The following is a 22,456-nucleotide window of genomic DNA, read 5'->3' on the forward strand; positions in this document are numbered from 1 at the left end:
AAAAAATCGCTCCCCTTATGGAGAGCGATTTTCTCTAATACATTACGCTTTTAATTTTGACATTGCAATTTCAGCTGCTGCAATCGTCGCTTCAATATCTGCATCACTATGTGCTGTCGATAAGAATAAACCTTCGAATTGAGATGGTGGTAAGAATACACCTTGTTCTACCATTTCACGATAGTAAGCCGCAAAGAATTCTAAGTTTGAAGATTTTGCTGCATCGTAATTAATAACGGGTTCATCTGTAAAGAAAATACCAATCATAGAGCCTGCACGGTTAATATGGTGCGGAATGCCATGTTTTTCAGCTGCTTTACGTAATCCAGCTTCTAACATTTCAGCTTTACGCTCAAATTCTACATATGATTCTGGCGTTAACTGTACTAACGTTTCATAACCTGCCGCCATTGCAAGTGGGTTACCTGATAAAGTACCAGCTTGGTAAATTGGTCCGCTTGGCGCAACTTGGCGCATAATTTCCGCTTTACCACCGTATGCTCCTACTGGTAAACCACCACCGATTACTTTACCTAAGCATGTTAAATCAGGCGTTACGCCATAATAACCTTGGCCACAATTATAAGCTACTCGGAACCCTGTCATTACTTCATCAAAAATAAGCAATGCACCGTTTTGTTCTGTTACTTCACGAAGACCTTCTAAAAATCCAGGCTGCGGAGGAACAACCCCCATATTTCCTGCTACTGGTTCTACAATTACACAAGCAATATCATCACCGAATTGTTCAAACGCGTATTTTACGCTTTCTAAATCGTTATAAGCTACTGTAATCGTATTTTTCGCTACACCTTCTGGTACACCAGGACTATCTGGTAAACCTAAAGTCGCCACACCAGAACCAGCTTTAATTAATAACGAATCACCATGACCGTGGTAACAACCGATAAATTTCAAGATTTTATTACGACCTGTATAACCACGAGCTAAACGTAGTGCACTCATTGTTGCTTCCGTTCCAGAGTTAACCATACGCACAATCTCAATTGATGGCACGCGCTCAATAACAAGTTTTGCTAATTTATTTTCAATTTCTGTTGGTGCACCGAAGCTTGTACCTCTTTCAGCAACAGATTTTAACGCTTCTACAACACGATCATTTGCATGACCATGAATTAAAGGACCCCATGATAATACGTAGTCGATGTATTCATTCCCATCGATATCATATACTTTAGAGCCTTTTCCACGCTCCATAAACAACGGATTCATCCCAACAGACTTAAAGGCACGAACCGGGCTATTTACGCCACCAGGCATTAAGTCTTGCGCCTCTTCAAACGCTGCAATTGACTTATCAAACTTTTTCATTATTTAGCGCCTCCTTCTTGTAACCATCTTGCTGCATCTTTTGCATGATACGTAATAATTAAATCTGCTCCTGCACGTTTCATACTAATTAATTTTTCAAGAACAACTTCTTTTTCATTAATCCAACCATTTTGCGCTGCCGCTTTAATCATCGAATATTCACCACTTACATTATAAGCGACAACTGGTAAATTAAAGTTGTTTTTCACATCACGAACGATATCTAAGTAAGAAAGAGCTGGTTTTACGATTAAGAAATCTGCACCTTCCATTACATCTGATTCTGCTTCACGGAATGCTTCCATACGGTTTGCCGGATCCATTTGATATGTTTTACGGTCACCAAATTGCGGTGCACCGTGCGCAGCATCACGGAATGGTCCATAAAATGCTGATGAATATTTCACAGCGTACGACATAACTGGCACGTGTCCAAAACCATTTTCGTCTAATGCATGGCGAATTGCTGTTACAAAGCCGTCCATCATGTTTGATGGCGCAATAATGTCCGCTCCTGCTTTCGCTTGACTTACAGCTGTTTTCGCAAGAACTGCAAGAGACTCGTCATTTAAAATAATACCATCTTCAATTACACCGCAATGACCATGGCTTGTAAATTGACATAAACATGTGTCTGCAACTACTACTAGCTCAGGGAAATCACCTTTAATTTGCTGAATAGCACGTTGTACAATTCCATGATCACAATATGCTGATGATCCAACTTCATCCTTTTCAGCAGGTAAACCAAATACAATAACAGAACGAATACCTAAATCAACAACTTCTTGCATTTCAGCTTGCAATAAATCTAAAGACATTTGATATACGCCTGGCATAGAAGGAACTTCATTACGAACATTTTCACCTTCTAATACAAAAATAGGGTAAATAAAATCTTCCGTATGTAAAAACGTTTCACGCACAAGCGCACGCATGCCCCCGCTTTGTCTTAAACGACGATGACGATTAAATTGTAAAGAGTTCATAGATTTCTATCCCCATTCTTTCATTTTATAGATTCACAAACATATTGTAGTAATGCTTCTACAGTGTACTCTTTCGGCACAATAACAGACGGAAAATAAAGACTTGCCTCTTTTTCCGTAATAGGTCCTATACAAGCAATTGTACATTTTTTTGTCCATTCTCTCCAGTTTGTACCCTCAAGTAAACGAACAAAACTAGTAACAGTTGAAGGGCTCGTAAATGTAATAATGTCTACTTTCCCTAACTTCAATGCCGCTATAAGCTCTTGCTTTTTTTCTATATTCACTTTCGTACCGTATACGGTTAGCTCATCTAGAGAAACACCAATTTCCCGAAGTGCAACCGGAATTACCTCTCTTGCTAAATTCCCTTTCGGAAATAAAATACGTTCATTTCCACTTAATTCTTTTAGAAACTCTTCTGCAAATGCTTCTGCAACAAATGAAGTCGGAACAAAATGAACTTGATAGCCCCTTTTTTCTAACTCTAATTTTGTTTTCACACCTACCGCAGCGATTTTAATGGTTAGTGGTAGTTTCTTTTTTAAACTATCTAGAAAAAAAGCTACACCATTTCTGCTCGTAAAAATAACCCAGTCGTATGAATGTAGCTGCTCTTCAATATGTTGAATTTGCCTATGAGACATACCTTCCATACGCAAAAGCGGAATTTCCAATGGAATTCCGCTCTTTTCTTTCACTGCTACACTCATTTGTTTCGCTTGATGCTGGGCACGTGTAATCAATACCGTTTTTCCAGCGAGAACGTTCATATTTATTGTTGCTCCTTATTTGCAGCAAGAATGAGTTCTTTGGCGCCTTGCTTAATTAAACGGTCCGCGGCCTCTAATCCTACTTCCTCAGGATCAGTACCCACTACTGTCTCTTTTAATAAAACAGAGCCATCCATAGAGCCGACAAGAGCTGTTAATTCGATTGCATCGTTTTCTGTAAGGGTTGCATATCCAGCGATTGGAACTTGGCATCCACCTTCAAGTTTATGAAGAAATACTCGCTCCGCCGCCACTGTTCTTTCTGTTATCGCATCATTAATATGCGCTAACAACTGCAATAAATCCTTATCATCCTCACGACACTCAATCGCTAATGCACCTTGTCCTACAGCAGGTACACATAACGTTTCATCTAAATGTTCTGTAATAACTTCATCATCCCAGCCCATTCTTTGTAATCCAGCTGTCGCTAAAATAATCGCATCGTAATCTTCTTCTTTTAATTTACGTAAACGTGTATCGATATTCCCGCGAATCCACTTCACTTGTAAATCTGGTCTCGCAGCGAGTAGCTGTGCACTACGTCTTAAACTACTCGTACCTAAAATAGCACCTTCCGCTAACTCTTTAAACGATGCTCCATTTTTTGAGATAAAAGCATCACGAGGGTCAACACGCTTTGGTGTACAGCCAATCATTAAACCTTCTGGAAGTACGGCTGGCATATCTTTCATACTATGTACAGCCATATCGATTTCTTTCGTAAGTAGCGCGTGTTCAATCTCTTTTACAAACAAGCCTTTGCCGCCTACTTTTGAAAGAGTAACATCTAAAATAACATCACCTTTTGTGACAATTTCTTTCACTTCAAATTCATATGGTAGACCTAGGGCTTTTAACTGATCAATAAACCAGTTTGTTTGCGTTAATGCTAGTTTACTCTTTCGTGATCCTACAATAATTTTGCGCATAATTCTCTCTCCTCATTATAAATACCAAAAGTGGAAATTGGATAAACTGCTTAATAGAAAAATGTTTACTAGCATTACGAGAAACGATCCGATATTCCACTGTACAATTTTCTTACCTTGCAACACATCTGCCGCTCGTAAATATAAACCTGTGCAATACACAAATAGAACGACAAAAGATCCGATTACTTTCGTATCATACCAATGGAAATTGTCCAATTTTGTATATCCCCATATACATCCCAATAAAATTGCTAGTAAGAAAAATGGAACAGAAAATAAATTTAATCCGTAAGACATAGATTCTAGCTTCGGTAAATTCCCTAATCTTCTTAATCTCGCATTCCATTTTTTCTTTTTTAATAGGCGATATTGTAATAAGTACATAATAGAAAAAATGAACGATACAGTAAACGTTGCGTAAGAAATAATTGCCATACCGACATGCACGTATACAAGTTCTGAAACTAATTGTTCCGCAAGTACTGGCGACATCTTTCCGAGCGGTGTAAAAATAGAAAAAGCGCTTACGCCAAATGCAACAACATTTGTAAAAAAGACTAAAAAGTCAATTCTCATAAATCGATTAATGACTAACGACATCGTAATCAATAACCAAACATAAAAATATATCCCTGATAATAAAGTTAAAATAGGATTCGTTTCTGAATCTGTAGCCCTAAGTAACATAAAAATAGACTGCAGGACCCATACAATCGAAAGTAACCAAAAAGCAAATCGGTTCGCCTTTCGGTTACTTTGGAAATAATCTATAAAATATAAACTAATGCTACAAGCATATAAAATAATTGCAATATGATAAATAATACTGTTATTTAAAAAACTCATCCGATCATCCTTCCAAATTATAAAGATGGAACGGATGGTGTCCACACTTTTTTATGTTCTACTTCTTCCGCACAATTCTCTACGTCTTCCGTTTCTAAATCGAAAATCTTCGCAAATAACGCTAATTTTTCGCTCGCTCCCTCTTCAGCAGCTATTTCTTTCGCTACTAAAATTGGGTCTTTTAATAATTGATTAATAATACTTTTCGTATGCTTACTAATAACTTTTTTCTCGCGATCACTAAGGTTTGGTATTTTTCGCTCTAGGCTTACCATCGTTTCACTTTGGATTGCAAGTGCCTTATCACGAAGAGCTGATATTAATGGAACAACACCAAGTGTACTTAACCACGTTTTAAATAGAACAATTTCCTCTTCAATCATAAATTGAATTTTCTCTGCTTCTTTCAAACGCTCAGCACGGTTTGCCTCCACTACTCCTTGTAAATCATCAATATCATACAAGAAAGAACCTTCTAGCTCATCAATCGCTGGATCAATATCACGTGGCACTGCAATGTCAACCATAAACAAAGGGCGACCACAGCGCATTTTCTCCACCTTTGTCATCATCTCTTTCGTAATGACATACTCAGATGCACCAGTTGAACTAATTAAAATATCTGCTTCTAATAATGCACATTGTAATTCGCTTAACGATTTTGCATGTCCCATATATTTCTCAGCCATTACTTCTGCTTTCGAAAGCGTCCTATTCATAACTGTTACTTTACGAGCACCACTTCCATATAAGTTTTGCAGTGCAAGTTCGCCCATTTTACCAGCACCAAGAATAAGCACATGACAATCTGTTAACTCGCCAAATATTTTCTTTCCAAGCTCAACAGCAGCATAACTAACAGACATCGCACTTTCCCCGATTGTTGTTTCTGAGTGGGCACGTTTTGCTAATGTAATGACTTGCTTAAACAATTCATTAAAAATTGTGCCTGTTGCTTTAACTTGTTGCGCTTCTAAAAAGCTATCTTTTATTTGACCTAAAATCTGCGTTTCTCCGACTACCATAGAATCTAAACCGCACGTTACGCGGAATAAATGATCTATTGCACCATCTTGTTCAAAAATAGTTAAATATGGCGCGACTTCTTCTATTTCAAGCTGAAACCAATCAGCTAAAAACTTCTTAATATAATACCGTCCCGTGTGTAATTGATCGACAACAGCATAAATCTCAGTGCGATTACAAGTTGATACAATGACATTCTCTAACACGCTCTTTTGATTTTGTAATGTAGTCATCGCTCGCTCTAGTTCTGCTGCCTGAAATGTGAGTTTCTCACGAAATTCTACAGGGGCTGTTCGATAATTTACACTAACAACAAGAATATGCACGCAGCATGTCCCCCTTCACCCGTTTTATCACTTTATCTACTATCATAATACAACTTTCCTCTTATGAATCTGACAATCGTGTGAACAACTGATTATTTTTTAATTATTCTCCGTATGTAATAAAGGAGATTCAGTAACACTAATAAAAAAACTTCTACTTTATAATGATTATAAATTAATAACTCTATTTGTACGTTACCAAAAAAAGCCCTCATAATCAAGTGATGGAAACTATTCCATATAAATTATAACATCATCTTCCCTATCTTCTTTCATCATGAAGGAAAATATGTATGATTGTTCCAAAATGCAACAAAGACTTTCTCAATACAATGTATTTGACATTGTATTTCTTTTTCGTTATATTGGTTTTACGAAATTAAATTGTGAACAACTTAATTAGAAGGGAGTTATTTATGACAGAGGACTCTTTGCATCTAGATAACCAACTTTGTTTTTCTATTTACGCCTGCTCTAGAGAGGTTACTCGTTTTTATCGACCTTATTTAGAAGAAATGGGTATTACGTATCCCCAGTACATTACTTTACTCGTACTATGGGAGCAAGATGGACTAACAGTAAAAGAAATTGGAGAACGTCTATTTTTAGATTCTGGTACGTTAACACCTATGTTAAAACGCATGGAATCATTAAAACTTGTAAAACGTGTTCGTTCCAAAGAAGACGAGCGAAAAGTTTGTATTGAATTAACAGAACAAGGCAAAGATTTAAAGGAAAAGGCTTGTTCATTACCGACAACGATGGCTACAAACTTAGGAATTACAGAGCAAGAATATCGCTCTTTATTAATTCAGCTAAATAAACTAATTGACACAATGAAAACAATTAATGATGGAAAAGGGGAATAAATATGGATAAAATATATACTGCTTCAGTAACAGCAACAGGTGGAAGAAATGGGAAAGTAGTTTCAGATGATGGCATATTAAATCTTGATGTAAAAATGCCGAAAGCACTAGGTGGTGCAGGCGGAGAAGCAACAAATCCAGAACAACTATTTGCAGCTGGTTATGCAGCTTGTTTCGATAGTGCATTACAACTTGTCATTCGTACAAAACGTGTGAAAGTAGAAAGTACAGAAGTAACTGCTCACGTTTCTATCGGAAAAGATACAGATGGTGGTTTCGGCCTATCTGCTGTACTTGATGTACATGTGGCTGGCGTTTCACATAACGAAGCACAAGAACTTGTAGAAGCGGCTCACGGTGTATGTCCTTACTCGAAAGCAACACGAGGAAATATTGAAGTTACATTAAACGTACGCTAAAAAATTTAGCAAAACAAAAACGCGCGACATTCGTCACGCGTTTTTTGTTTTTGTAAATTTATGAATTGCTTTCCACGCTTCTTCTTTTCCAAGTCCTGTTTCAGAAGAGAATAGAACAATTTCATCGCCAATTTCAACAGCAAGCGTTTCTTTTACAACTTTTAAATGCTTTTGCCATTTCCCTTTTGGAATTTTATCGGCTTTCGTCGCAATAATAATTGTTGGGATTTCATAATGCTTTAGGAAATCATACATCATCACGTCATCACTTGTTGGTTGGTGACGTAAATCAACTACTAATACAGCTGCGTCTAATTGCTCACGCGTTGTAAAGTACGTTTCAATCATTTTCCCCCATGCAGCGCGCTCGGATTTAGATACTTTCGCATATCCATAACCTGGAACGTCAACAAAGTGCATCATCTCATTGATTAAGAAAAAGTTCAGCGTTTGCGTTTTTCCTGGTTTAGAAGAAATACGCACTAACTTTTTACGATTTAAAATTTTATTTATAAAGGAAGACTTCCCCACATTTGAACGACCTGCTAATGCAATTTCTGGTAAATCACTGTCTGGATATTGTTCTGGTTTAACAGCACTAATTACAATATCTGCTTTTGTTACTTTCATTGTTTCACTCCTACTAATGCGTGCTCCAATACTTCATCTAAATGAGATGCAAGCACAAACGTAAGGTTTTCTTTTACGCTCTCTGGAATATCATCTAAATCTTTCTCGTTTTCTGCTGGCAAAATAATTTTTGTTAAGCCTGCGCGGTGAGCACTTAATGTTTTTTCTTTTAAACCACCAATTGGTAATACACGACCACGAAGTGTAATTTCACCTGTCATACCCACTTCTTTACTTACAGGAATACCTGTTAGCGCAGAAATAAGTGCCGTTGCCATCGTAATACCTGCTGACGGTCCGTCTTTTGGAACTGCTCCTTCTGGAACGTGAATATGAATATCATTTTTCTCATGGAAATTCGGATCGATTTGAAGCTCTTCTGCACGAGAACGTATATAACTAAACGCAGCTTGTGCTGATTCTTTCATAACATCCCCAAGTTTCCCTGTTAAAATTAGTTTCCCTTTTCCTGGCGCTACAGAAACTTCAATGGCAAGTGTATCGCCGCCTGCTGCTGTGTAAGCTAGACCTGTTGCCATACCAACTTGGTCTGTTTTTTCAGCTTGCCCATAACGGAATATGTGTTTACCAAGTAAATCAACAATCTTTTTCTCTGTCACAACGATACGTTTACGTTCTGCTGTAACGATAATCTTCGCTACTTTACGGCAAACTTTTGCAATTTGGCGCTCTAGCGTACGAACACCAGCCTCACGTGTATAATAACGAATAATCTCAAGCAGCGCTTCATCACGCACTTGTAAATTACCTTTTCGTAAGCCATGTTCTTTTAATTGTTTCGGCAACAAATGCTCACGAGCAATGTGTACTTTTTCAAGTTCTGTATAGCCAGCAATCGAAATGATTTCCATACGGTCAAGTAATGGACCTGGAATACTTGAAAGTGTATTAGCAGTTGCTACAAACATAACTTTTGATAGATCATATGGTTCTTCAATGTAATGATCACTGAAGTTATGGTTTTGTTCTGGATCTAATACTTCAAGTAATGCCGCTGATGGATCTCCACGAAAATCGTTAGACATTTTATCAATCTCATCTAATAAGAAGACTGGATTAACTGTTTTCGCCTTTTTCATACCTTGAATAATGCGTCCTGGCATTGCTCCAACATATGTACGACGGTGACCACGAATTTCAGATTCATCACGCACACCACCAAGAGATACACGGACGAAGTTACGATTCAATGATGTTGCAATTGAACGCGCTAACGAAGTTTTGCCGACCCCAGGAGGGCCTACTAAACAAAGGATAGGTCCTTTTAATGAATTCGTTAACTTCTGTACAGCTAAATATTCAAGTACACGCTCTTTCACTTTTTCAAGACCGTAATGATCGTTATTTAAAATCTCTTCCGAATGAGCAAGGTCAATTATATCTTCTGTTGCCTCTGTCCACGGAAGCGCTAATAACCAATCAATATAATTGCGAATAACACCACTCTCCGCAGAACTTGCTGGTAACTTTTCATAACGATCTAATTCTTTCAGGGCAGCCTTCATTGTTTCTTCCGGCATTCCTGACTGTTCAATTTTCTCACGAAGTTCTTCTACTTCTCCGCCCTTGCCTTCTTTGTCGCCAAGTTCAGTTTGAATCGCCTTCATTTGCTCACGTAAGAAATATTCTTTTTGCGTGCGCTCCATGGAACGTTTCACTTTTTGCCCAATTTTCTTTTCTAGACTAAGTAACTCTTGTTCATCTTGAATAATTGAAATAAGTGTTTGTAATCGTTCTTTTACAGATACAATCTCTAAAATCTCTTGTTTCTGCTTCGTTTTAATCGGCAAGTGAGAAGCAATTAAATCAGCTAATCTCCCTGGTTCTTCCACATCAGCTACCGTTGCAAAAGTTTCATTTGAAACTTTTTTCGAAACTTTAATATATTGTTCGAAATACTCCAGTAACGTACGCATAAAAGCTTTCTCTTCTAAATCATCTTCTACTTCTTCAGTTACCGTTTTAATAGACACTTGTACTACATTTTCTTCTTCGATAAACTCTATTACTTCTGCTCTATGTAAACCTTCCACAAGGACACGAAGCGTACCGTTCGGCAATTTTAACATTTGCTTCACTTTCGCCACTGTACCTACACTATATATGTCATCTTCTTTCGGATCATCGATATTCATTTCTTTTTGCATTGCTAAAAAGATGATATTTTCATCCATTGCCGCCTGCTCTAGTGCTTGTATCGATTTATCACGTCCTACATCAAGATGCAAAACCATCGTTGGATATACGAGAACGCCTCTTAATGGTAGGAGGGGCACGATTCTTTCGTTCGTATTCATACTAGACATAGCACCTCCATAATAAATTAAACTCCTGTTCAACTATTTTATATTACAATACACCTAGATGCAATTGCTGAGATTCCGCGCAATTGTAAATAGCTTGTTTTTCTACCTCACGAAAAGAAAAAGACTCCGATTAAGCATACAAACTTAAACGAAGTCTGGCAAATTTTATTATTGTTTATTTTTACATAGATTGTGCATCTGTTTCGTCTACGTGAGTATGTACATCTAGCTCTCTATGCATATTTTCTTGCATAAACGTTAACTCAAATACTTCTTTTAACTTACGAACAGGAATAATTTCAATTCCCTTGATCGTATACAAAAATGGTTGCATATTTTCAGCAGGAATAATGACTTTCTTAGCTCCCGCTTTTTTCGCAGCTTTTATTTTTGCGTACACGCCACCAATAGGTTTTACTTCTCCGTGTATACTTATTTCCCCTGTCATCGCTACTTCATTATTTACATACGTGCGGTGCACCGCAGAATATACACCTGTTGCCATAGCGATTCCCGCAGAAGGTCCATCAATTGGGATACCACCTGGAAAATTAATATGTATATCATATCCTTCTGGCAACACATCTAAAGAACGAAGTACTGTTAATACATTATCAACAGAGCCTTTCGCCATACTTTTACGACGAATAGATTTCGTTTGACTACCAATACTTTCTTCTTCCACAATTCCGGTAACATTTACCGATCCTTTATCTTTCGCCGGAATTGCTGTTACTTCAATTTCTAATAACGCACCTGTATTTGGTCCGTATACAGCAAGACCATTTACAAGACCAATCCTTGGAATCGGATAAATGCGCTTTTCATATTTCGGTGTAAGCTGACTTGAGTGAACAACCCACTCTATATCTTCATCCTTAATGAAAGAACGTTCTTCATTTATCGCCATACCCGCAGAGATTTGCACGAGATTAATCGCTTCTCGTCCATTCCTTGCATACATCCCAATCATTTCAATACCATTTTCACCTATTTGCATTTCCACTTTTTCCGCGGCATTTTTCGCTACTTTTTGAATTTCTTCCGTATCTAATTCACGGAAAAATACTTCTAAGCAACGTGACCGAATAGCAGGAGGAATTTCCTCTGGCGAACGTGTCGTTGCTCCAACTAAGCGAAAATCTGCCGGTAAGCCTTTTTGGAAAATATCATGTATATATGTTGGGATCATTGTATTTTCTTCACTATAGTACGCACTTTCTAAAAATACTTTTCGATCTTCTAACACCTTTAACATTTTGTTCATTTGAATCGGATGGAGCTCGCCAATCTCATCAATAAACAAAATACCACCATGTGCATCTGTTACAGCACCTTTTTTCGGTTGCGGAATACCTGCTTGCCCCATCGCCCCAGCACCTTGATAAATCGGATCATGCACCGAACCAATTAAAGGGTCTGCGATACCACGTTCATCAAACCGAGCTGTTGTCGCATCAAGTTCAATAAATGTTGCATTCGTACGAAATGGAGATTTAGGATTTCGTTTCGCTTCTTCTAATACAAGACGTGCTGCCGCTGTTTTCCCAACACCTGGTGGGCCATATATGATTACATGTTGCGGATTCGGACCACAAAGAGCCGCTTTTAACGACTTAATCCCGTCCTCTTGCCCTACAATATCTAAAAAGGTTGTAGGACGCACCTTTTCTGCTAGCGGCTCTGTTAAAGAAATCTCACGCATTTTACGAAGTTGTTCTAATTCTTTTTTCGATTCTCGATCAATTGAAACTTTTTGTGTTCGTTGATTTCGAAGTAAATGCCAGAAATACAATCCGACAATTACACCAAAAACAAGTTGAACAACTAAAAATATATTTGTCCAGCTCATTATTTATTTCCTCCCGCAATATTTTATCTCTTAGTATTTCCGCGGAGGAACGTAGCTAAACATAAAGAAAAACAGCAATTATAAAAATTGCTGTTTCCCTTTCGCATTATGCAGATGTTTTTGTATCAAGTACAGTACCGTCTTGTAACACCAGTTTTGGCGGCTCATTATCAGCTACTGTTTCTTTTGTAAGAATACACTTCTCGATATCTTTACGAGATGGAAGTTCGAACATTACATCAAGCATTAAGCCTTCAATAATAGAACGAAGTCCACGAGCACCCGTTTTACGTTCAATTGCTTTTTTCGCAATTTCGATTAGTGCACCTTCTTCAAACTCTAACTCAACATCGTCAAGCTCCAATAGTTTTTGGAATTGCTTAACAAGTGCATTTTTCGGTTTCGTTAAAATATCAACAAGAGCATCTTCATCAAGTGGCTCTAGGTTCGCAATAACTGGAAGACGACCGATAAACTCTGGAATTAAACCAAATCTTAAAAGATCCTCTGGTAATACGTGAGATAAAACATGCTTCTCATTTACATCAGCATTTTTCTTCTCAGAACCAAATCCAATTACTTTTTCACCAAGGCGACGTTTAATAATCGGCTCAATGCCATCAAACGCTCCACCACAAATGAATAAGATGTTCGTTGTATCAATTTGAATAAACTCTTGGTGCGGATGCTTACGACCACCTTGAGGTGGAACGCTTGCTACAGTACCTTCTAAAATTTTCAGAAGTGCCTGTTGCACACCTTCACCAGATACATCACGTGTAATTGATGGATTTTCGGACTTACGTGCCACTTTATCAATCTCATCAATATAAATGATTCCTTTTTCCGCTTTCTCTACATCATAATCAGCTGCTTGAATTAATTTTAGTAAGATATTTTCTACATCTTCACCAACATATCCAGCTTCTGTTAAAGATGTTGCGTCCGCGATTGCAAATGGAACATTTAGAATACGCGCTAACGTTTGTGCAAGTAATGTTTTACCACTACCTGTTGGCCCGATAAGTGCGATATTACTCTTCGCTAATTCTACATCATCAATTTTGCTGTTAGAATTAATGCGTTTGTAATGGTTATATACCGCTACCGCTAGTGCTTTTTTCGCGCTATCTTGCCCGATGACATACTCATCTAAGATTTCACGAATTTCTACCGGTTTCGGTACATCTTTGAATTCTACTTCTTCGTCCTTCGCAAGCTCCTCTTGTACAATTTCAGTACAAAGTTCGATACACTCGTCACAAATGTAAACACCTGGACCTGCCACTAACTTTCGAACTTGCGTTTGTGTTTTACCACAGAAAGAACATTTTAATTGCCCTTTTTCATCATTAAATTTAAACATATTTTCACACCCCTTACAAAGTGCTAACCTCTTGCCTTCGTATGTACACGATAAATGTATCGTATGTAAATACATATTATGTCACTACGTGGCGAGAAATACAAATAATATGACTAGTTATGTACAAATAAAAAATTTTTAAAACTTTTGAAATATGTATATTCGACTTGTAAAGGAACTTTTCCTTCTCCATCGAAAAGTTTTATAAATATATTTCTATATTTATAAAACAAGGCACGATTTTAATCGTGCCTTGTTATTTTATTATGCAGCGTTTTCTACTAAGAAGTCTACAGCTTTACGCACTTTAAGATCTTCAGCTAAAGCGTCTACGCTTCCAAGAGCTTGCTTGATAGCGTCTACTGGCATACCGTACATTTCAGCCATTTTTTCAACTTCTGCAGTTACTTCTTCTTCAGTAACTTCGATGTTTTCAGCTTCAATGATAGCTTCAAGAACAAGATTGATTCTTACACGTTTTTGTGCATCTTCTTTCATTTGCTCTTTTAATTTGTCAGCGTCAGTACCTGTGAATTGGTAGTAAAGCTCAAGGTTCATACCTTGTTGGCTTAAACGTTGCTCGAATTCACGAACCATACGATCTAACTCAGTGTTGATCATAGCTTCTGGAATTTCGATTTCAGCGTTAGCAGCAGCTAATTCTACTACTTCGTCACGTACTTTGTGCTCAGCTTCGTGCTTTTTGCCTTCTTCTAAGTTTGTGCGAAGTTTTGCTTTTAATTCATCAAGAGTTGCAACCGCTTCGTCTGCTTCTTTAGCGAACTCGTCGTTTAACTCAGGAAGTTCTTTTGTTTTGATTTCATGAATTGTTACTTTGAATGTTGCTGGTTTGCCAGCTAATTCAGCAGCATGGTACTCTTCTGGGAATGATACTTCAACGTCTTTAGACTCACCAGATTTAAGACCGATTACTTGCTCTTCGAAACCTGGGATGAATGTACCAGAACCGATTGCTAGAGAGTAGTTTTCGCCTTTTCCGCCTTCAAATGCTTCGCCATCAACGAAACCTTCGAAGTCGATTACAGCTGTATCACCGTTTTCAACAGTTCCTTCTTCTTTAACAACTAGTTCAGCTTGACGCTCTTGTAAAGATTTTAATTCGTTCTCTACATCTTCATCAGTTACAGTTGTTTCAACTTTTTCTACTGCTAAACCTTTGTACTCACCTAATTTAACTTCAGGTTTCACTGTAACTTTTGCAGTGAAGATAAGGTTAGCATTTTTTTCGAACTTCTCGATGTCGATTTCAGGATGATCAACTGGGAAGATACCAGCTTCTTCAATCGCTTCACCGTATGCTTTTGGTAAAATGATATCTAAAGCATCTTGGTATAAAGATTCAATACCAAAGCGTTGTTCGAATAATGGACGAGGCATTTTTCCTTTACGGAAACCTGGTACGTTAATTGTTTTTACTACTTTTTTGAACGCAGCGTCGATAGAGTTGTTTACTTCTTTAGCATCAACTTCGATTGTTAAAACGCCAACGTTACCTTCTAATTTTTCCCATTTTGTAGACATTTATTCTTTCCCTCCAACTATAATAATGTATGCACATACCTCTATAGATTAAGATCTTCATTATCTCTTTTTTGAAATAACAAATACACAAATAATCCTCTAGCAAAAGCTTTCAGATATAATGTTCCAATCTACTAATTGCCCAGAAGACAACTACGGTATATTTTGTTCGAGAATAATATGAAACATATTAAGTAAGAGAATTACACTTCTCTTCTCTTACAAACAGGCAGTTTTCTGCCTTTTGCAACCCTTATATTATAACATAGAATATGCTCGTTTCAAGAACTGAACGATTCTTTTTCATAATTATACGGGCAAATATCCTTCTCTTTCAACACGTAATAACCATTGATAGGCAATATGAAACTCTTCCAATTCGATATTGTATGCTGCCATAAGCTCTTCTTCATCAATAGCCAATCCGAAACGCTTTCTTCCAATTCTCTCTAAAACAGCTGACCAAATCTCTTCTTTATCCATTAATAGAGCGAATGGGAAAATGCTAATTTGCAATTCTTTCCAATATGTAACCATCGCTTCAAATATATCGGGATAATTTTGCTCTAGTCGACTTGATAATTTATGTATAATGTTATTGGATTGCTCCTCATTATGACCTGTAAATGCTGGAATTACCTTAATCGTATTCCCAAACTTTTCTACCTCTATTTCCTCTTCTACCTGACTTTCTATCATTTTATACAAAATAGAAGTTTTCAAATAGGGGTGTTGCTCTTCGTCTATTAAAAATTTCTTTAAAACAGGTAATGCAAGATCTAAGTCTTTTAACGAAAGTCGCTGAATCGCTCTTAGCTTCTGTCCAAAGTTTTCTCCAAAAATTTCATTAGTAAACTCATCCAACTTAAAATTTGAATCCACTAGCGATGCGTCTCCCTCATTTAGCATACCTTCTGCAAATAAAGCAAGCTGCGCTAATTTTTCCTTTTGATCAGGCATTATATCTTTCGTTTGTAAAACCTTTTCAACAGTTTCAATAACACCTTCATAATCATTTGTTTGAACTAAAATAGTCACGTACGTTTCAAGAATATCACCAAATAAGACAACTCCTGTTTTAAGCAACTGTTCACATTTGTCTTTCGCTTCTTCCATACGTTTTAATTCGAGTAAACAAATAACTGAAGCTAATTCCGTTTGTTCCGTTTCCGCATTATACTGACGTAATATTTCAAAGCAGCGCAATGCATCTTCGAACTTCCGCTCTTTCAGCGCTAAAAAACCTTCATCAATATAGCGCTCTGATAGCTGCGGAAACAATACGACCGTATTTTCTTTTTTATCCATACGTCCGCCTCTTTTTCTTGATTTTAATTATGTTCAAAGTAAATATATCAAATGCGTAATGAGAACACAACATCCCAAAACTATTTGTTTGAAATATGAAAATATTTAATTTTTACATTCCAATACAAATAAATCTCTACTAAAAATTAAAATTGTACAAGTAAAAATCCCCAGCAACAAACGCAGAGGATTCATCATTAATGGAAAGCTTTTATAATTGTGGGGTATATTACAAGGGTAATAATTTGGAGAACAATAATTGCCATAACAATCATGCTAAAACAGAAGATTGGTTTACTTCGCTTCATTAAAAACATAATAATAAGCATCGTACAAGCAAACAAACTTAAGAAGAACAAACTTGTTGTCGAACTAAGTATACCACTTGGGACAAAGAACAATAACACTACACTACAAGTACCTATAATTCCAAATAACCATTCCATTCATTCACTCATTCCCTTTCCCTCTCATGGCTGTTTTCTCTAAGCAATCAAATGTTTCACAACATCAACTACATACGTTAATTTCTCATACGCTACAAATCCAAAAGCAACCGTCAAGCCCGTTACAACTAATCCTTTCATCATTTCTGCCTCCTCGTTTTATCGTTGTTATCTTCATTATAAAAGATTAGCAATTTCTTACCATCGAACTACCTTACAGTTACCTTACAGAATTGTAAGATTTCAAAAAGAGATTGAAAAACACCTCATATCGCTTGAGGTGCTTTCACGGAATTTATTTATAATCACTTGCAAAATTAACTTTTTCTCTTTGTTATTTTTCGGAGAATCCACTCTTAAACTAATAGATTTACTAAAAAATTTTGGATTGAAATAATAACAAAAATCTGTTTGAGGACAGTATACACAATACACATCTATCTCTTCTTTATTCACTTCTTTTGTAGTGACTCCGCTTGTCGTAGAATAACTAGATCGGAATCTAACTTCTAGTATCCCTCTTGCATTCAATTCTCTATATTTCACTTGTACCCTTTTAAATCTCCCGTCTTTATACACTACAAGATCAAACGGCGAATGCTCTGTTTGTGGCATTAAAATCATGTATCCTTTTTCATACAAATCAACTTGTGCCTTTAAAACAGCTAAATCTCCTTTTGTTTTTGTATGATGGTACACTTCTTCTCAGCACCTTTTTACATATTTTATAATAATATTCGTTCCTTTTCTTAACTTACCTCCCAATATTTTCTCATTAAAAGAACACCCTTTGTTAAAATCATGTTAATATATTTTTGTGCAATTAAGAATTTTTTTGCAAGGGGGATTATATATGTTCAAAAAAGTAGCTGCCGATGTTTTAGGATTAAGCGATGTAGGTTCTGTCATTACACCGAAAGATTACGATAAAGTCGATGCTGATGATTACGTAATGCATGAAGATGGAGAGAAAATTTACTTTCTAATTAAATCGAAATCAGATGAATATTGCTTCACAAACAAAGGATTACTCCATCTAGATGGTACAAGTGCGACAAGTAAAAAACGTACACTACGCCGCTTTAGTTATAGCAAATATCAAATTAAAAACGTAGCACTTGAAACTGCCGGAACGATTGATTTAGATGTAGAAATTAAGTTTCAAATGGGCGATGAGCATTACTCAATTGATGTTCATAAAAAACATATTGAAGAATTAAAAGATTTATATAAGGCTTTACTTAAAATCGAAGAAATTTCATACGACAACGATATTACATTACAATATGCACACAAAAGTTTAGATATGGCATCTAATGCTTTCAGCCGTATTTCAAACGCACAAGTAAACTTAGCAGAGCAATTTAAAGAGATGAACGAGATCGCCTTTAACTGGCTTGTTGATACGAAGAAACAATATAATGTGAAAGATTATGGTTTTGTCTTTGACAAGTTTATTAACAACTAATTTAAAACAAACAAAAAACCTTGTTATCAGAAGATAACAAGGTTTTCTTAGCGTCCCAGGAGAGATTCGAACTCCCGCTCCGCCCATTTCCTTACTACTTTATATATTTTGATCGCAGTCTTAATATATCTTCTCCTTCGCGAATGCCTGCCGATCCTTTCCTCACATTTTTTACGACAGTCCAATTCGGGTTAGTTTCATCACCGATGTTCTGTACTGTAAAATTGCCATCACCATATTTCCGGTGACCTTCTGCCAATTTCTCCGTTAAATCATTCTCATTTGATCTCGCCATCTTTGCGCCATCTCCCTTTTTTATACGACCTTCTTAAACCATCTAACCAATCACAGGTCCAGTCAATTGGAGATTCTCGTTTTCCGCTTCTATTAATTGTAACACACTAACAGGAATAAGTTTCGATAACGGTTGCTCAATCGTACTAGAGCGGTAAAAAGTTTTATAATATTGTAAGTGAACAGTTAGGAGAATCTGGATATGGATTTGAGTTCCACCATAAACCTATTGATTCTTTAAATTAAATAAGAGGAATAGGGCGCAACAGTTGTAGGCAAAGGGAAACCACCTTTTGTAGGTGGTACGGAAATACCTCCAACTAAAGTTGAAATTAGAAGAAAACAATAGATAAGAGGTGTACTTATGTCTTTATACGAATTAGAAAAAGTTGATTTTATGGGCTACAATAAAGAAGAAAAAATAGCCTATTTAGTCATCGCTGATGAATTAGACTGGTCTGATGAGGAAAAACATATTGAATTACTGCAAGAAAAAATCAATTTGTATTTGGGCTTTATAGAAAGTGACGAGGTTTACGAAAGGTATCCTGAAGTAAAAGGGTATCGTTTTGTTATTAAGATATTGGGGAAATATCTTTTTACTGAATGGGGCAAAGAATTTTTAGAAAAGGTTGATGAGGTTCTCGTTGAAGCTGGATATGGTTTTCAATACGTGCATAAACCATTTGATGAGCCTGAACAAACAAATAATATAACTGACTAGCAAAGAGCTTTTTTAAGCGCTCTTTTTAATGCACTTTAATCTGTTGCATATACTCATTATCATATATCCCGTTATAATATTTTTTAACCTCTTGCACATACATCAATTTGTAGACAAACAAAAAACCTTGTTATCAAAAGATAACAAGGTTTTTTTAGCGTCCCAGGAGAGATTCGAACTCCCGACCCGTCTTTAACCTAAATATATAAACACTAGTATAATCCGTTTGTTGAATCGTTCATTGTTTCGGCCAACTGACCATTTGTTAAAATTCTACCTTATTATATACCTTATCGTCAAGATGATGCTTTTTCAATTAATTGACCTATTCCCTACCCCATATAATCAATTTCTAATTGAATTATAGTACAGTTTCTCGACGCAATCTTTTTCATAAGCAGTCAAAAAAATTATAAAACACATGCTTTTTCCTGTTATAATGTCTCTATTTCTAAATCTACTTCTAATTCTAGAGCTTCGTTACATGCCTTAAATAACATTTCAAACATGTCTTTACCGCCACTTGTGTAGAAATAGTTAGATAAGTCTGTTATATCTGTTGAAATATTATCTCCCCAAGGTGGTTGCTTAGATAAATCTTCAATGTCCCACACTACTTCTGATGGTGAGAATAGTTTTAATTTTTCACGAGCTTCTTTCGCTTCCTCAATCGCCTTTGGGATATTTTTGAGTGTTAACCTTCCATTATATAGTTCTTTCATTAAGTGTGGATATCTTGTTCCCCAACCTTCTTTTTCTAAATGAAAACTAATAGTTGAGAAAAATGAATGTACAAAATCCGATGTACCTAATCTATACCATAGAAAATCTGCTTTAAATCCTGTTGCCATATTCAATCACCTTATTTCAGTTTAAGATGCTAACAGTAAAAGTTAAGGTGTTTTATCTGCTAAACTTTTTCGTATTACAATATCTATTTCTACTTCTTGTGCATCATCAAATGCGTGAAATAGCAGGTCGAAATAGGTAACTCCTCTAGATGTGGCATAATATGTAGTTAAATCTGTCACTTGTGGTGGAAGCTGTTGCCCATCCCAAGGAGGTCTCTTTTCTAAATCTTCAATATCCCATACCACTTCATCGGGTTTCTTTTTTTGTAATACACTTTGAATCTCTTTTAAATTTTCTCTCGCTTCTTTTACATCTTCCCAACTTAATTTTTCAAAGTACAAATCTTTCATAAGTAAAGGATATTTTGTCCCCCACCCTTCAGGTTCTGTATGGTAAGACATTGTTGAAAAAAAGCTGTGTAACAAATCAGGATGACCTACTTCATAAAAAATAACATCTACGCCAAATCCTACTGTCATCTTCAATTCCCTCCTTTATATTATTGTTTTTTAATTTCCACTGTTACTTGATTATTTGTTTTATCAAGAATCTTTTTCTTTAGTTCTAAAATCTCTCTAGCACCAATCTCTTGTCCCCGAATGTCAACAACTATTGATTGAGTAGTTCCTTCAGGTAAGTTTTTTAATCTCGCCTCCACTTGTTTCCCGATAACATACGCTAATCTCGTTCTCTTAGCTGATGTAGACACATCATAATTTTTCACTTCGATTGCATGTTTAACCCCTTCACTATATAAATCAGGAATAGAAGAACCTTTTGTTTTTTTCTCTAACTCTTCGCCATCTTTAAAAATAACTTGTTCTCGATAGTTGGGGTTCTCTTTCCCTACGTCAAGTTCAGACTGCCTCCATGAAGGTCTAGCAAACATAAGATAACCACTTAAGTAATTCCCCCAGCGTCCCGATGGTGGTAATGTACTAAGTATAGCTTCACCAGTTAGACCAACACCTGCAAAAGCAGGTTGTAAACGTGGTGGCGTAATCTGAGTTATTTTAGAGAATCTAGCTCCTCTAGCAAGTGTAGAAACTTTATCCAACCCTTTACCTCCAAGGAATCCTAATCCGACCGATGTTACAAGGTAAGAACCCCAACGAAAGCCACTTTCAACATCACCATGCCAAACATCATCCATAAAAGAATCTGAAAAGGCATTCCACATTGCAGGGAGAGTTTCCTCGTAGTTGACAACTGCATCCCACATGTCTGACCATGTTTCACCGTCACCTAACGCTTTAAATCCTTCCCAAGCATCTCCAACACCTTTTCCTGCACCATCATAAAGACCATCCCAAGCTTTCTCTAAATCAGATTTTGGTTTGCCACACATTGCACCTTCTTCAATTGAATTATCAGCCTGACGATTCCTATCTTCTGCAATCGCTTGAATAGAAGCCACCCACTCCATATTTAATTCTTTCGTACTAAATGTACCACTTGCAGGACTAAATCCTTTTCCACTTTGTACTTCTGCAAGACCTGTTGCAATACTAGCGGCTAGTTGAAGTGCTGTTGCGTAATTATTACTAGACGTTCGATTAAATTCATATAGATGTTCTAATTTTTCCTGAATTTTACGCCGCATCTCAATAAAAAGATTTACCATAGCGTCCATGCCCGAGATTGGCATAGCTTGATTGAGTGCTTCTGTACTTGCTATCATTCGGTCAATCTCTCGAATTTGTTCTAACAGTTCTTGTTCAACTACATCTGTGGAAGCGACTTGTGATTGAAATTGATTTGGAAAGGCATCATTCTGACGGATTAATTCTTCACATAAATAAATAATTCCTTGTGCTAAAGGACGAAAAGTTTCTGCGAAGAATGCTTTTGCACTATCGTAAGTTTGCCCTTGTAGAACAGTATCGCTTGTAAAAGCATCAATCGACTGAATGGCTTGTTCCATACCTTGAATGGTAGAGGAACATACAGCGTTCATGCTATGAGTTTGGCTTTGTACTTCTCCCAAATACATATTTAAACTCATGCATTGATCCTCCTTCTTTATAAAGCATTTTATAAGAAAATTATACCATGTATGGTTATTTCACTGTTCCAAATATTAGAAATTACTAACAGGGAGAATGAATGCAATTAGTTACATAATTGAAAAT

21 protein-coding genes and 2 pseudogenes are annotated in these 22,456 nt (G+C 36.6%); 5 read left to right on the top strand and 18 right to left on the bottom strand.

Annotated features, from left to right (window positions below):
• Nucleotides 1–42: 42 nt before the first annotated feature.
• Genes hemL through hemA form a run of 6 tightly spaced genes read right to left on the bottom strand, consistent with a single transcriptional unit; the run spans nucleotide 43 to nucleotide 6,227 of the window.
• The gene (gene hemL, locus MKY21_RS22440; protein ID WP_000712943.1) at nucleotides 43–1,332 is read right to left on the bottom strand and encodes a glutamate-1-semialdehyde 2,1-aminomutase; all 1,290 of its coding nucleotides are present in this window, start codon (nucleotides 1,330–1,332) and stop codon (nucleotides 43–45) included.
• Nucleotides 1,332–2,321 (bottom strand): porphobilinogen synthase, encoded by a 990-nt coding sequence (gene hemB, locus MKY21_RS22445; protein ID WP_001087065.1) that lies wholly within the window; start codon nucleotides 2,319–2,321, stop codon nucleotides 1,332–1,334. Before hemB ends, hemL begins: the two co-directional genes overlap by 1 nt.
• Before the next feature lie 20 nt (nucleotides 2,322–2,341).
• Entirely contained in the window at nucleotides 2,342–3,094 is a 753-nt protein-coding gene (gene hemD, locus MKY21_RS22450; protein WP_044796518.1) for a uroporphyrinogen-III synthase, read from the bottom strand.
• 2 nt (nucleotides 3,095–3,096) lie between these two features.
• Complete coding sequence (gene hemC, locus MKY21_RS22455; RefSeq protein WP_001226399.1) at nucleotides 3,097–4,026, bottom strand: hydroxymethylbilane synthase; 930 nt, start codon at nucleotides 4,024–4,026, stop codon at nucleotides 3,097–3,099.
• A gap of 15 nt (nucleotides 4,027–4,041) precedes the next feature.
• On the bottom strand, nucleotides 4,042–4,875 hold the full coding sequence (locus MKY21_RS22460) for a cytochrome c biogenesis protein (RefSeq protein WP_000008999.1): 834 nt from the start codon (nucleotides 4,873–4,875) through the stop codon (nucleotides 4,042–4,044).
• 17 nt (nucleotides 4,876–4,892) lie between these two features.
• Nucleotides 4,893–6,227 (bottom strand): glutamyl-tRNA reductase, encoded by a 1,335-nt coding sequence (gene hemA, locus MKY21_RS22465; RefSeq protein WP_000547864.1) that lies wholly within the window; start codon nucleotides 6,225–6,227, stop codon nucleotides 4,893–4,895.
• Between the two features lie 416 nt (nucleotides 6,228–6,643).
• Here hemA and MKY21_RS22470 point away from each other — a divergent pair, with 416 nt between their 5' ends.
• Together MKY21_RS22470 and MKY21_RS22475 are read left to right on the top strand one after the other, a co-directional pair.
• Nucleotides 6,644–7,096, top strand: coding sequence for a MarR family winged helix-turn-helix transcriptional regulator (locus tag MKY21_RS22470; protein WP_000133916.1), 453 nt, complete (start codon nucleotides 6,644–6,646; stop codon nucleotides 7,094–7,096).
• A 2-nt stretch (nucleotides 7,097–7,098) separates the two neighbouring features.
• Nucleotides 7,099–7,515 (top strand): organic hydroperoxide resistance protein, encoded by a 417-nt coding sequence (locus tag MKY21_RS22475; RefSeq protein WP_341077403.1) that lies wholly within the window; start codon nucleotides 7,099–7,101, stop codon nucleotides 7,513–7,515.
• 33 nt (nucleotides 7,516–7,548) lie between these two features.
• Here the strand turns inward: MKY21_RS22475 and ysxC are convergent, their stop codons facing one another.
• The 8 genes and pseudogenes from ysxC to MKY21_RS22515 form a co-directional block, all read right to left on the bottom strand.
• A complete protein-coding gene (ysxC, locus tag MKY21_RS22480; protein ID WP_000869116.1) occupies nucleotides 7,549–8,145 on the bottom strand; it encodes a ribosome biogenesis GTP-binding protein YsxC in 597 nt (198 codons plus the stop codon).
• Nucleotides 8,142–10,472 (bottom strand): endopeptidase La, encoded by a 2,331-nt coding sequence (gene lon, locus MKY21_RS22485; RefSeq protein ID WP_044796517.1) that lies wholly within the window; start codon nucleotides 10,470–10,472, stop codon nucleotides 8,142–8,144. The genes ysxC and lon overlap by 4 nt, the downstream gene beginning before the upstream one ends.
• A 181-nt stretch (nucleotides 10,473–10,653) precedes the next feature.
• Nucleotides 10,654–12,324, bottom strand: coding sequence for an ATP-dependent protease LonB (gene lonB, locus MKY21_RS22490; RefSeq protein ID WP_000119179.1), 1,671 nt, complete (start codon nucleotides 12,322–12,324; stop codon nucleotides 10,654–10,656).
• A gap of 106 nt (nucleotides 12,325–12,430) precedes the next feature.
• Nucleotides 12,431–13,690, bottom strand: coding sequence for an ATP-dependent protease ATP-binding subunit ClpX (gene clpX, locus MKY21_RS22495; protein WP_000472289.1), 1,260 nt, complete (start codon nucleotides 13,688–13,690; stop codon nucleotides 12,431–12,433).
• Between the two features lie 264 nt (nucleotides 13,691–13,954).
• Complete coding sequence (gene tig, locus MKY21_RS22500; RefSeq protein WP_000105215.1) at nucleotides 13,955–15,232, bottom strand: trigger factor; 1,278 nt, start codon at nucleotides 15,230–15,232, stop codon at nucleotides 13,955–13,957.
• A gap of 309 nt (nucleotides 15,233–15,541) precedes the next feature.
• Nucleotides 15,542–16,540, bottom strand: coding sequence for a hypothetical protein (locus MKY21_RS22505; protein WP_206905275.1), 999 nt, complete (start codon nucleotides 16,538–16,540; stop codon nucleotides 15,542–15,544).
• Between the two features lie 197 nt (nucleotides 16,541–16,737).
• Nucleotides 16,738–16,986, bottom strand: coding sequence for a hypothetical protein (locus MKY21_RS22510; RefSeq protein ID WP_341077410.1), 249 nt, complete (start codon nucleotides 16,984–16,986; stop codon nucleotides 16,738–16,740).
• A 295-nt stretch (nucleotides 16,987–17,281) separates the two neighbouring features.
• Nucleotides 17,282–17,685: pseudogene (locus MKY21_RS22515) on the bottom strand (group I intron-associated PD-(D/E)XK endonuclease).
• A 154-nt stretch (nucleotides 17,686–17,839) separates the two neighbouring features.
• Here MKY21_RS22515 and MKY21_RS22520 point away from each other — a divergent pair.
• On the top strand, nucleotides 17,840–18,454 hold the full coding sequence (locus tag MKY21_RS22520; RefSeq protein ID WP_000475205.1) for a PH domain-containing protein: 615 nt from the start codon (nucleotides 17,840–17,842) through the stop codon (nucleotides 18,452–18,454).
• 94 nt (nucleotides 18,455–18,548) lie between these two features.
• Here the strand turns inward: MKY21_RS22520 and MKY21_RS22525 are convergent, their stop codons facing one another.
• Nucleotides 18,549–18,749 carry a hypothetical protein gene (locus tag MKY21_RS22525; RefSeq protein ID WP_000124460.1) on the bottom strand — a complete coding sequence of 67 codons (201 nt, stop codon included), beginning with the start codon at nucleotides 18,747–18,749 and terminating at the stop codon, nucleotides 18,549–18,551.
• Nucleotides 18,750–18,901: 152 nt separating this feature from the next.
• On the opposite strand from MKY21_RS22525, the pseudogene MKY21_RS31220 reads away from it, so the two are divergent.
• Together MKY21_RS31220 and MKY21_RS22530 are read left to right on the top strand one after the other, a co-directional pair.
• A pseudogene (locus MKY21_RS31220) lies at nucleotides 18,902–18,994 on the top strand (DUF6572 domain-containing protein); the annotation flags it as partial.
• A 118-nt stretch (nucleotides 18,995–19,112) separates the two neighbouring features.
• Nucleotides 19,113–19,472 (top strand): DUF6572 domain-containing protein, encoded by a 360-nt coding sequence (locus tag MKY21_RS22530; protein WP_000061064.1) that lies wholly within the window; start codon nucleotides 19,113–19,115, stop codon nucleotides 19,470–19,472.
• Nucleotides 19,473–19,906: 434 nt separating this feature from the next.
• Here the strand turns inward: MKY21_RS22530 and MKY21_RS22535 are convergent, their stop codons facing one another.
• The 3 genes from MKY21_RS22535 to MKY21_RS22545 are packed head-to-tail and all read right to left on the bottom strand — an operon-like array spanning nucleotide 19,907 to nucleotide 22,329.
• The gene (locus MKY21_RS22535; protein WP_016118675.1) at nucleotides 19,907–20,323 is read right to left on the bottom strand and encodes an immunity 70 family protein; all 417 of its coding nucleotides are present in this window, start codon (nucleotides 20,321–20,323) and stop codon (nucleotides 19,907–19,909) included.
• Between the two features lie 42 nt (nucleotides 20,324–20,365).
• On the bottom strand, nucleotides 20,366–20,803 hold the full coding sequence (locus tag MKY21_RS22540; RefSeq protein WP_044796513.1) for an Imm70 family immunity protein: 438 nt from the start codon (nucleotides 20,801–20,803) through the stop codon (nucleotides 20,366–20,368).
• A 20-nt stretch (nucleotides 20,804–20,823) separates the two neighbouring features.
• Complete coding sequence (locus tag MKY21_RS22545; protein WP_341077413.1) at nucleotides 20,824–22,329, bottom strand: T7SS effector LXG polymorphic toxin; 1,506 nt, start codon at nucleotides 22,327–22,329, stop codon at nucleotides 20,824–20,826.
• Nucleotides 22,330–22,456 lie beyond the last annotated feature (127 nt).

The sequence above is a fragment of the Bacillus sp. FSL R9-9497 genome (genome assembly GCF_038005805.1).
GTDB lineage: Bacteria > Bacillota > Bacilli > Bacillales > Bacillaceae_G > Bacillus_A > Bacillus_A cereus.